The following is an 11,246-nucleotide window of genomic DNA, read 5'->3' on the forward strand; positions in this document are numbered from 1 at the left end:
TGGAGGTAATATGTCGCACTGTCAAACCGCCAAGCAAGAAGCCATCGCCGCCATCAATCTATTGCCAGACACGGTAGATTTTGAAGAAATCGTGTATCGGCTCTACGTTCTGAACAAAATATATCAGGGGCTAGAAGATGTAGAGCACGGCAAGGGCATTAGCAGCGAGATCTTGCTACGCGAAATCGAGCAATGGTAATTTGGACGCCTCGCGCCAGAACAGACCTCAAAGCCATTCATGATTACATCGCGCAGGATTCACCGCTTACTGCCAAACGCATCATCCGGGAATTGATACAAAAAACCGACAGCCTGCTGGTGTCTCCTTACCTCGGTAAAAAAGTGCCCGAGTTTGAACAACAGGAATTAAGGGAAATCGGCGTGCATTCTTGGAGAATCATTTACCAAATTAAGTTTAATCAAGCCTATGTTGTCACAGTGGTTCATAAACGCCGCGATTTCAAAAATTCGGACTTATCGATAGACCAATAAACGCGCAAATCCAAGGGTACGGCAATTATTGGAGTCAGAGCATGAACAGCATGACTTACAAAGGCTATACCGCCCGCATCGATTTCGACGACAGAAACAACTTGTTGGTTGGGCGCTTGCTGGGCATTCAAGATGTCATCGGCTTTCATGCCGATACTGTGACCGAATTGCGCAGCGCTTTCGAGGAAGCGGTGGACGATTATCTGGAAACTTGCGCCCGCATCGGCAAACCGCCGGAAAAACCGGCTAGCGGCAAACTGATGCTGCGCATACCACACGAAATCCACGCCGCAGCGCTAGTAACCGCCAAAGCGAAAGGCAAAAGCCTGAATCAATGGGCGACGGAAGTGTTGAATGAAGCGTCACACATCTGACACTATTCGATGCCAGACTAGTTCATAGAGTCTTCTGCGGGAACGAATTCGGATGTTTAAATCTTAACCCATCACCCCACGCGGGAGCATAGGAATAAGGCATGTTTAGCTTCCCGTCAGAGTTGGCACGCCATGATGCAGCATACGCCTCTAAACTCTTAAAAATATCCATTTTTCCAAGAAAACTCACCTGCTTTTGACCGCCGTCGACAAGTTAAATCAATATGCTGCAAGCAGGGGCGCACAAATTATTCGGCAAAAATAAAGGAGGAATTGTTATGTTTTTTCTCGAAAAACTGTATGGACTCACAAAGTTGTTTGGTTTACTAGTGCTTCTTGGCGCTTGCAAAACTGCCAATGCATCATTCTTTTGGGCTCCTATTTACGATCTAACCAAGCCCATCACTAGCATCGTATGGGTGGATAGCACTCCATTTACCTGGTGTTTGATTGGTGGAGAATGCCAGAGTCTTGGCTCTTATCGGGCCTTTTATGGTTCAAATGGGTACGGAGCAACGAGTTCAAGTATTTTTTACCAATCCGCACCCGCCGGAACCCAAAAAACCCCATTGGACGTTGAAGCATCGTTAGCGCCAAATCCGGCCGGCGTCTTTGATTGGGGGCAATTCAATGTTCCTCAATTTTTGCCGTATGATCTGGGTAGCAATCTGTCAGGAACGTTTAAAATTAAATTAACACTGAATAGAGAACTCGCTGATTTAGAAGAAGTTTATATTGCTATTTTTCAAAACCGCGATCCAGACAATATCTTGCTTGGGGATTGGGAATTGCTCAACCAAAAGTTATTAGCCGATGACACTATTTTCGAAGGGATATTCAATTCGGAGGCGGGGTTATCTACTAGATTATTTGTTCATGGATTCGCCTTTAACGCTCTCGAATATCACATTACTGTCAGCGAAGTGCCTATTCCGAGTTCGGCACTGCTTTTGTTAACATCGTTACTATTTTTTTGCCGGAATTGGTATTTTCGTAAGTCCGTACGGCGGAAGCCTACAGGCGGATCGCCTCTTGGCATCCGCCCTTGTATGATCTGAAAATGGTACGCGGCGCGTACCCTCCACAACTCCAAATAAAGTGAGGCGGCCTGCCACCGCGAAGCCGCCAAACAATTCTTTAAATCTATTTCTTATTAAAGTGGTAAATATCCCCAAACTTGCCTTTTAACGTCATCGTCTTATCGTCCTTTTCGACCAGCGAGAAGATATCGAATTTATCCGACCGGCCTAGCAGCGAAATTTTCAATTTACCGTTTTCCACTTCGTAATTGACCGGCGATTGGTCGTAATAGCTGCCTTCGCGCGGGATATGGGTGATCGTGACCTTGCCGGCGCCAAAGGTCCACGTGTCTTCCCGCTTGATGGTTTCTTGAGTCGCCGCCGATTTTTTGGTGTATTCCAGTTTCCAACTGCCTTGTACTTCGTCGCCGGATTGCAGCGGGACATCGGCAAACGCCTGGCTTGCGACGACCGACAAAACCAGCGCTAATGTTATGTTCTTCATGTCCAACCCCCGACTTTTATTGATATAGGAGGGTCGCATTCTACGCTCCGGGCGACGTAAAGTACCTAATATTCAAGCTAGCGCGGCCGGCCGCCGTTCGTAAGAACGGGCGCGCGTCAATCCGAATGCGTTAAAATCCCAACTTGCGCCACCTTTCGGAATACCCGCGAACATGCTTCGTTACGACCGCTCCCGCTTTATCGCCCTGGGCCTGCCCAGTCTTTTGAATGCCGCGCTGGTGATCTACATGCTGGAACTGCGGCCGGAGCAGTGGTCCGACGACATCCGCAATGGTTTTTATTGGGCCTTGGTCGGAGGTCTCGGTCTGTTCGGCATCACGGCAATGATCAAACGCGCTCGCGATCTGGGCTCGTCGGCGTGGGGCATTTTACTGGGATTTTTGTTTGCGCCGCCGTTCATGCTGCTGGTCGCCCTCATACTGGCCTTTATTCCCAGCAGCCCGGATGCCGACCGTCTGGAACCGCCGCCGCCCAACGCATCCTTAGCAACCTGGCAAACCGGCTTGGCGATTCTGGTAGTGCCCTGGTTGGCGATTTGGCTGTTTCGGTAACGCTTGGTCGCCAGCCGTCAAAGCCAGCACTCGCCAGCCCGGCCTGTTCGCCGCAATCGGCATCTGGCGACTCCGATGAATTTGCGATCCACTTCGCAAATCCGTTAGCCTGAAGGCGGGCATTTCTCAGCCGTCGCTTCCATCAAATCGCGGGCAAGGCAAATTCGTTTGTTAGCCTCTTCACAGATTGGACTTGTCCTTCCAGCGCCTAAATGCCCGTCGGCGCCTCGCGATCAATCGAGCTTGCAGCAGAGCGACAACGCTTGCCGATTTTCTCAAAAAGATACAGAAAACCCGAGCGGCCTTGGAATAAAGCGTACCCCGGCCAAGCTTAGCCGCCAATCCGGCCGCGCCACTATCCGCCACGCGTAAAATCCCTCCCGATTTGGAAACGCTCCCGATTCCCCCGCGCTACCGGCGGAAATTGCTCCTCTACACTTTCTCTTCGGAACCGCACCGGCCAAGTTCGGCCAACCCTGCCGCAAGCAGCGCGGCGGCGCTGTTCCGGCACCCGAACCATTCGGCTATCGATAACCCGGTATTGTTTAACCTCGCGGGGTAACCATGAGCGCGCAAATTTCCCTGATTCATCACCATACAGACCTAATCGACGACATCGCCGACCCCAGACATTCGCAGCCGGCGGACATCGCCGATCTGCTGGTCGCCTATCTGGAACAGATGGGGGTCGAATACGTTTTCGGCGTTCCCGGCGGCGCCATCGAGCCGCTCTACAACGCCATCGCCCGTAGCAGCCGGCGCGGCGGTATCCGTCACGTGTTGGCCCGCCACGAAGCCGGTGCCGCCTTCATGGCCGACGGCTACGCTCGGGAAACCGGCAAAATCGGCGTCTGCTGCTCGACATCGGGTCCCGGCGCCACCAACCTGATTACCGGCGTGGCCTGCGCTTACGACAACAACATTCCGATGTTGGTCATTACCGGCCAGCCGGCCCTGCCGGCGTTCGGCAAATACCCCTTGCAAGAATCCTCGTGCACCGGCATCAACACGCTGGGCATGTTCCGGCATTGCACGCTATACAACTCGTTGGTCTCCCACCCCAAGCAATTGGAAACCAAACTGGTGACCGCGCTGCAACGGGCGATTCGCGCCCCGCGCGGACCGTCGCATCTGACCGTGCCGGTGGATGTGTTCCGCAGCCCCTGCAGCCGCGGCACACCGTCCTACAACCTGGAGCAACTGCTGGCGCCGTCGTCGATGGTGGACGACGACGCCATCACCGAACTGCGCGACATGCTGGCCGAGGCCCAAAACGTCGTTCTGCTGATCGGCGGCGGCTGCGGCGAAGCGATCGGTTCGATTCTGCAATTCGCCGCGCTGAAAGGCACGCCGCTAGTCACCACGCCCGACGGCAAAGGCCTGGTCAATCCCCGCCATCCGTTGTTCCGGGGCGTGTTCGGTTTCGGCGGCCACGAAACCGCCGACGCCGCGCTGCGAGACAAAGCAGTCGATTTGATCCTAGCCATCGGTGCCAACATGGGCGAGTGGAATAGCGGCGGCTGGAGCGACAGCCTGCTCAACGAGCGCTTGGTTCATATCGACGAGTCCGAGGAAAACCTGTCGCGTACGCCGATGGCCCGGCTGCACGTGCGCGGCCGGATCTTGTCGGTGTTCAGCCGGCTGGTCGAGCACCTGCATCACCAGCAAAAAACCGACAATTTCGAATATGCCCGGCAGCGCGCCTCCCGCGAACACAAGGTCGACCAACACGATCCCCACCAACTGTTAAGCGCGCCGGAAAAATATCAAAGTGATGCCACGCCGCTGAAACCGCAGCGCTTGATGCGCGAATTGGGCCAACTGTTTCCGCCGACCACCCGCTTCCTGGCCGACACCGGCAACAGCGTCTCCTGGGCCGTGCATTATCTGCATCCCGGCATCGACCGGCGGGTCGGCGAACGCCGATTGGGCGGCGGCGGCCGCAAGATTACGCCGGGGCTGCGCCGCACCGACGGCGGCTGGTTGCGGGTAACGATGAATTTCGCGGCGATGGGTTGGGCGATCGGCGGCGCAATCGGCACCGCGATCGCCAACCGCCGTCAGCCGGTCGTGTGCATCACCGGCGACGGCAGCATGTTGATGAACGGTCAGGAAATTTCGGTCGCGGTCGCCGAGCGTCTGGCGGTGGTGTTTATTGTGCTCAACGATCAGTCGTTGGGCATGGTCAGACACGGCCAGCGCTTGGCCGGGGCCGAACAAATCGGTTGCGACTTGCCGCCCAGCGACTTCGCGGCCCTGGCCCGCGCCCTCGGCGCCGACGCTTACACGATCCGCTCGCCGCAAGACTTGGCCAATCTGAATATCGCCGCGATTTGCGCGCGCAAGGGGCCGACCCTGCTTGACGTGCTGATCGATCCCGACGAAGAGCCGCCGATGAACGTGCGGATGCGCGTCCTGACCAACACCTTATAAGCGGGGCGACTTCATGAACAAACTCAGCGGTAAAACCGCGTTGATTACCGGCGGCTCCAGCGGCATCGGCCTGGCCAGCGCCAAACTATTCCTCGCCGAGGGTGCCCGGCTGGCGATCACCGGACGGGACCCGGAACGCTTGGAAACCGCCCGCCAACAGTTGGGCGACGACACGCTGGCCCTCGTCAGCGAGGCCGGTTGTCTGAACGACATCGAAGCCCTGCTGGAACAGGTCGGCCAACATTTTCAAACTTTGGACATTCTGTTTCTGAACGCCGGCATCGCCGAACCGACACCGTTGGAACTGACCACCGAAGACCAATTCGACCGCATCATGCGGGTCAATTTCAAGGGCGTGTTTTTTACGATCCAAAAAGCCTTGCCGATGCTCAAACCCGGCGCCTCCATCATCGTCACCACGTCGATCACCAACCGTAGCGGCACCCCCAATTTCAGCGTGTACGCCGCCACCAAGGCGGCCTTGCGTTCGATGGTGCAATCGTTGGGATTGACCTTGATAGGACAAGGCATACGGGTCAACGCGATCAACCCCGGCCCCATCGATACCGAAGGCTTCAACCGCCTGCCGTTACCCGGCGACGTGTTTCAAGCCATCAAAACCGATATTGAGGACCGCTCGCCGATCAAGCGCTTCGGCGCGCCGGAGGAAGTCGCCAAGGTCGCGTTGTTTTTGGCGTCCGACGATTCGGCCTATGTCGTCGGCGAAGAAATCGTCGTCGACGGCGGCATCAGTTTAGTTTGTTTACCCTAGGAGGCATTATGAACGCCGATCAAACCATCCCAACGATACGCACCCGCATCTGGCGGGAAGAAGCCGAGTCCGACAACCGTTTCGCCACCCGCACCGCCTATTGCCGAGGCTACGACGTGTATGGGGAAATGCTGGGCCGGGCCCGCTGGACCGATCTCTTGTATATGTTGTTCATGCCGGAAGCGCCGAGTCCGGCGCAGTCCGCCCTATTGGACAGCTTGGCGCTGGCGCTGGCGAATCCGGGACCGCGCGACCCGGCCGTGCATGCGGCCATGTGCGGCGGCGTGTGCGGCTCGCCGGCCGCCTCGTCGTTGATGGCCGCGTTGGCGGTCGGCGCCGGTCAGGCCGGCGGCGCTCGCGAAGTCTACAACGCGGCGAACGGCTGGCTGCGCTGCGGCACCGATTTGAACGCCTGGCGGCGTTGGCTGACCGAGTCGCTGACCGCCGATCCGGGCAGTGTCTGGCCGGCGGTCGAGCATCCGTCCGGGTTCGACGACCATGGCGCCGGCACCTCGCTACCGGTACGGCAAACCCTGGACTGCCTGGCGAAATACGGCGTTGGGCCGCGCCTGCCTTGGCTGATCGAAAATCTGGCGGCGCTGCAAGCACTGGCCGGCCGGCCTTTGGCACTGTCCGGCGTCGCGGCGGCGGCGCTAGCGGATTTGGGTTTCGACCCGGAACAAAGCGAAATGCTGTATCTGCTGTTGCGTCTGCCGGGCGCGGCGGCGCATGCCTTGGAACAGCGGCCGCTGGGTTACAAGAAATTTCCGTTCGGCGTCGTCGAATTGGAAACGCCACCGGTGGAGCAAGCGGCATGAGGGGGGCAAAATTACTCGACCGCCACGTCGGCGTCTTGAAAAGCCGGATGGGCAAGTTTTACCCCGGCAGCCACGTGGTGTTTCGCGGCCGCGATTTGCTGAGTGAATTAAAAGACATGGACTGGCTGGAGTTGTACGTGTTCGGCATCACCGGCCGCCACTTCGACCCAGCCCAACTGAAATTGCTGCACGCGATCTGGATTTACACCAGTTATCCCGATGTCCGGCTATGGAACAATCGGGTCGCGGCCTTGGCCGGCAGTACCCGTAGCACCGGGACGCTGGGTCTGGCGGCGGCCCTAGCAGTATCGGAAGCGGAAATATACGGCGGCGGCATTTTCGTACGATCGATCGACTTTTTCAGCCGCGCGTTACGCCAACTCGAACAGGGCGGCGATCTGGAAACCTGTATTCGCGAGGAACTGGCCACCCACCGCGGCATCGGCGGTTACGGCAGGCCGCTAGTCAACGGCGACGAACGCATCGGTCCGTTGTTGGATTTGGCGAAGGCATTGGGCCTGGACCAAGGCCCTTATCTAAAGTTGGCCTTGGCGGTCGAGCAAATGTTGTTGAACGGCCGCTGGCGGATGAAAATGAATTACGCCGCGCTGGTCGCCGCCTTGGGCAGCGACCTGGGCATGAGCGCACGCGAGCTGTATTTGTTCATCTTTCCGGTATTTCTGGCAGGAATGCCGCCGGGTTATATCGAAGCCAGCGAACGCCCGGCCGGCACGCTCTACCCTACGCCGTGCGACGGCATTGTTTACGACGGATCGCCTCGCCGCACTTGGCATCCCGCAAAGCCCGACTAAACTGCGCTTCAATTATCTCTGGCAATCGATGGTCCGGGCTTGGTATGCTCCGCAACCGGCCCGGCCCATCGGTGACCCGAGCTTCGCCATCAAGACAAGACATCCATTCAGGAGCCCACCATGCATCGCCGCCTGTTCTTCCTCGCCGCGGTTTGCGTCAGCGCAAGCCCCTCGGCGCAACCGGTTTCGACCGAGGAAGAAGAAAAAGCCCTATCGCAAATCTACGGCGGCGAAGAAATGGTCAGCATCGCCAGCGGCTACAAACAGCCGATTTCCAAAGCGCCGTCAATCGCGACGGTCATCACCGCGGAAGACATCAAGTCGATTGGCGCGACCGATATCGACGAGGCGTTGGAAACGGTTCCCGGCTTGCATGTGGAGCGCAACACCATAGGCTATAACCCGATTTACACCTTTCGCGGCATTTTTTCGCAGTTCAATCAGCAAGTGCTGATGATGGTCAACGGCATCCCGATCACCAATTCCTATACCGGCAGCCGAGGCGAGGCCTGGGGCGGCATGCCGCTGCGCGATGTCGCCCGGATCGAAGTGGTGCGCGGTCCCGGCTCGGCGGTGTACGGCGCCGACGCCTTCGCCGGCGTCATCAACGTCATCACCAAAACCCGGCAAGACATCGAGGGCACCGAGGTGGGCGGCCGGGTCGGCAGCTTCGACACGTACGACGGCTGGGCGCTGCACGGCGGCGAATGGGCCGGCTTCGACGTGGCGTTGGCGCTGGAATACCACAAGACCGCCGGCCAGGATTCGATCGTCGATGCCGACCTGCAAAGCTATTTCGACAGTCTGGGCCTGGGGCCGAAAGCCTCGTTGGCACCGGGACCGCTCAATCTGTCGCGCGACAACCTCGACGCCCGCATCGATTTATCGCGCGGTCATTGGCGGTTTCGCGGCGGCCTGCAACATCGCGGCGATTTCGGTAACGGCTCGGGCGTCGCTCAGGCGCTGGACCCGATCAACCGCTACGCCAGCGACCGCTGGAATGCCGACGTCACCTACCATAACGACGATATCGATAACTGGGATCTGACCACCCAAGCCAGTTATTTCGAAACCACCCAGGAAATCGAACGCAATTTGACACTGTTTCCGCCCGGCACCACGTTGCCGATCGGCGGCAACGGCCAGATCGGCCTCGGCGCGCCGGTCACCTTCCCGAACGGCTATATCGGCAACCCGGAAGTCTGGGAACGCCATGTTCGCATCAACCAATCGATTGCTTACACCGGTTTTCAGCAACATTTATTGCGCAGCGGTATCGGCTTCAATTACGACAGTCTGTTCCGGGCCAAAGTCAGCCAGAACTTCGGTATCGACCCGACCACAGGCCTGCCGATTCCGTCGCTACCGGGCATTCCGCTCACCGATGTTTCGGGCACCGCGTCGACCTTTATCCCGGAAGTCGACCGCAAGGTCGCCTATTTGTTTTTGCAGGATCAGTGGAATTTCGCCAACGACTGGACGCTGACCGCCGGCGCCCGCTACGACCGCTATTCGGATTTCGGCAACACCTTCAATCCGCGCGCCGCGTTGATCTGGGAGGCCGACTACAACCTGACCGCCAAGTTGATGTACGGCTCGGCGTTCCGCGCGCCGTCGTTTCAGGAGATGTACATCATCAACAACCCGGCGCAGCTCGGCAATCCGCGCTTGAAGCCGGAAACGATGGAAAACCTCGAGCTGGGTTTCGACTACCGGCCGACCGACAGCCTGCGCCTGGGCTTGAACTTCTTCAACTATTGGTGGAAGGATATTATCCGCTTCGTGCCGGACAGCGGTTCGACGACATCCACCGCGCGGAACACCGGCACCCAACAAGGTTACGGCACCGAGTTCGAAGCGGAATGGCAGGCCGCCGACAATCTGAAACTGATCGGCAATTACGCCTACCAACGCAGCCGCGACGAAGCGCTGAATCACGATGCCGGCTATGCGCCGCATCACCAGATTTATTTGCGCGCCAATTGGGAATTCCTGCCTGACTGGTCGCTCAGCCCGCAAGCCAAGTGGATTGTCGGCCGCGAACGCAGCTACGGCGACACACGCGAGCCGGTAGCCGACTATACTTGGGTCGACTTGACCCTACGCCGGCAAAATCTGGCCAAACATGTCGAAGTGGCGTTCTCGGTTCGCAACCTATTTGACGTCAGCGCCCGCGAACCCAGCTTGGTTGGCAGCCCGACCGCCATCCCCAACGATTTACCGCTGGCGACCCGCAGTTTTTACGGGGAAATCAGCGTTAACTTTTAGCCGACGAATTGTCGCCGCGACTGGCTCATTCATGCATTATTCAGGAGTTATTTTGTTCGGTCGTTTGATTTTCACGCTGCTATTGGCAGTCTTTTTGTCGGCGATGGCCGGTATCGCGCGAGCCGATACGCCGACGGTAGCAATCGTTTATCCGGATGTCCGCGAACCTTACCGCTCGGTGTTTTTGGAAATCGCCCGCGGCATGGAGGAGGAACTGGGCAAACCGGTCGGCCACTATCTGCTCAACGACCGCGACTCGACCGCCGCCGACCGCTTGATCGGCGCCCTGAAAAACGACCGGATCGACGTGGTCGTCACGCTGGGCCGCGCCGGACTGGCTGTGGCCAGGCCGCTCTCGGCGGCTTTTCCGGTCGTGATCGGCGCGACCATGATCCGCCCGGACGAGGTACCGCAAGGCTTGGCCGGCATCAGTCTGACGCCGGCCCCGGAAGCGATGTTCGACCATTTGAAAAAATTGGTGCCGGACATCAAAAAAGTCACCGTGATTTACGATCCCCGCCAAACCGCCTGGGAAATCGAACACGCCGAACGTGCCGCCAAGGAGAGGGACTTGATCCTGACGGCCCAACCGACCGGCAACCTACGCGATTCCTCGGACCTGTTCCGGCAGATCCTGCTGGAAATCAAAGACAACTCGATCGCGTTGTGGCTACCGCGCGAAAACGCGGCGATGGACGAACAATCGCTGTTGCCCGAAGTGCTCCGGGAAGCCTGGGAGAAAAACTTCGTGGTGTTCTCCAGCAATCTCGACCATGTCCGCAAAGGCGCGTTGTTTTCGTTGTATCCGGACAATTTCGGCATGGGCCGCAGCTTGGCCAGCTTGGCCTTGCAACAAGCCAGGCCCGGCGGCAAATTCGAGTCGGTCAAATTGCTGCGGGATTTGCTGGTCGCCGTCAACTTACGGACCGCCGAACATTTAGGCCTGCGTTTTTCCAGTCAAACCCGCCGCGAATTCGCCATGGTTTTCCCAACCCCTAAGCCCGAATGAAGCAGCGAGCCAGGCCACGCCTGCGGGGAGCGAGTTTTTACAACAACTGACGGTCACCTTTACCGTCGGGCTGCTGGCAATCTCGCTACTGTCCTCGTTCGGCATTTCGACCCTGTCCTACCGCATCGTTCGCGATCAATGGATCGCCCAGGGCCGCCAATCCACCGAAGCCT

At 58.0% G+C, this 11,246-nt stretch carries 12 protein-coding genes; 11 read left to right on the plus strand and 1 reads right to left on the minus strand.

Annotated features, from left to right (window positions below):
• Window positions 1-10 precede the first annotated feature (10 nt).
• The 4 genes from ACP4CD_RS13945 to ACP4CD_RS13960 all read left to right on the plus strand — a co-directional run bounded on the left by ACP4CD_RS13945 (window position 11) and on the right by ACP4CD_RS13960 (window position 1,924).
• Window positions 11-199: a hypothetical protein gene (locus ACP4CD_RS13945; RefSeq protein ID WP_064031595.1), complete on the plus strand. Its 189-nt coding sequence runs from the start codon at window positions 11-13 to the stop codon at window positions 197-199.
• Entirely contained in the window at window positions 193-492 is a 300-nt protein-coding gene (locus tag ACP4CD_RS13950; protein WP_064031596.1) for a type II toxin-antitoxin system RelE/ParE family toxin, read from the plus strand. Before ACP4CD_RS13945 ends, ACP4CD_RS13950 begins: the two co-directional genes overlap by 7 nt.
• A gap of 41 nt (window positions 493-533) precedes the next feature.
• Window positions 534-866, plus strand: coding sequence for a type II toxin-antitoxin system HicB family antitoxin (locus ACP4CD_RS13955; protein ID WP_064031597.1), 333 nt, complete (start codon window positions 534-536; stop codon window positions 864-866).
• Window positions 867-1,144: 278 nt separating this feature from the next.
• The gene (locus ACP4CD_RS13960; RefSeq protein WP_426991363.1) at window positions 1,145-1,924 is read left to right on the plus strand and encodes a hypothetical protein; all 780 of its coding nucleotides are present in this window, start codon (window positions 1,145-1,147) and stop codon (window positions 1,922-1,924) included.
• An 85-nt stretch (window positions 1,925-2,009) separates the two neighbouring features.
• Here ACP4CD_RS13960 and ACP4CD_RS13965 read toward each other — a convergent pair whose 3' ends face one another.
• The gene (locus ACP4CD_RS13965) at window positions 2,010-2,390 is read right to left on the minus strand and encodes a lipocalin family protein (RefSeq protein ID WP_064031599.1); all 381 of its coding nucleotides are present in this window, start codon (window positions 2,388-2,390) and stop codon (window positions 2,010-2,012) included.
• A gap of 172 nt (window positions 2,391-2,562) precedes the next feature.
• On the opposite strand from ACP4CD_RS13965, the gene ACP4CD_RS13970 reads away from it, so the two are divergent.
• The 7 genes from ACP4CD_RS13970 to ACP4CD_RS14000 all read left to right on the plus strand — a co-directional run bounded on the left by ACP4CD_RS13970 (window position 2,563) and on the right by ACP4CD_RS14000 (window position 11,073).
• A complete protein-coding gene (locus ACP4CD_RS13970) occupies window positions 2,563-2,961 on the plus strand; it encodes a DUF805 domain-containing protein (protein WP_071155851.1) in 399 nt (132 codons plus the stop codon).
• Window positions 2,962-3,525: 564 nt separating this feature from the next.
• Window positions 3,526-5,394 carry a thiamine pyrophosphate-binding protein gene (locus ACP4CD_RS13975; protein WP_426991365.1) on the plus strand — a complete coding sequence of 623 codons (1,869 nt, stop codon included), beginning with the start codon at window positions 3,526-3,528 and terminating at the stop codon, window positions 5,392-5,394.
• A gap of 13 nt (window positions 5,395-5,407) precedes the next feature.
• Window positions 5,408-6,166 (plus strand): SDR family oxidoreductase, encoded by a 759-nt coding sequence (locus tag ACP4CD_RS13980; RefSeq protein WP_426991367.1) that lies wholly within the window; start codon window positions 5,408-5,410, stop codon window positions 6,164-6,166.
• 8 nt (window positions 6,167-6,174) lie between these two features.
• Window positions 6,175-6,984 carry a citryl-CoA lyase gene (locus ACP4CD_RS13985; RefSeq protein WP_426991368.1) on the plus strand — a complete coding sequence of 270 codons (810 nt, stop codon included), beginning with the start codon at window positions 6,175-6,177 and terminating at the stop codon, window positions 6,982-6,984.
• A complete protein-coding gene (locus ACP4CD_RS13990) occupies window positions 6,981-7,796 on the plus strand; it encodes a hypothetical protein (protein ID WP_064031603.1) in 816 nt (271 codons plus the stop codon). Before ACP4CD_RS13985 ends, ACP4CD_RS13990 begins: the two co-directional genes overlap by 4 nt.
• 120 nt (window positions 7,797-7,916) lie before the next feature.
• Complete coding sequence (locus ACP4CD_RS13995; protein WP_313729133.1) at window positions 7,917-10,064, plus strand: TonB-dependent receptor plug domain-containing protein; 2,148 nt, start codon at window positions 7,917-7,919, stop codon at window positions 10,062-10,064.
• A 52-nt stretch (window positions 10,065-10,116) separates the two neighbouring features.
• Window positions 10,117-11,073, plus strand: coding sequence for an ABC transporter substrate-binding protein (locus tag ACP4CD_RS14000; protein ID WP_426991369.1), 957 nt, complete (start codon window positions 10,117-10,119; stop codon window positions 11,071-11,073).
• Window positions 11,074-11,246: the final 173 nt, after the last annotated feature.

Source organism: Methylomonas stagni, from assembly GCF_050154735.1.
Lineage (GTDB): Bacteria > Pseudomonadota > Gammaproteobacteria > Methylococcales > Methylomonadaceae > Methylomonas > Methylomonas koyamae_A.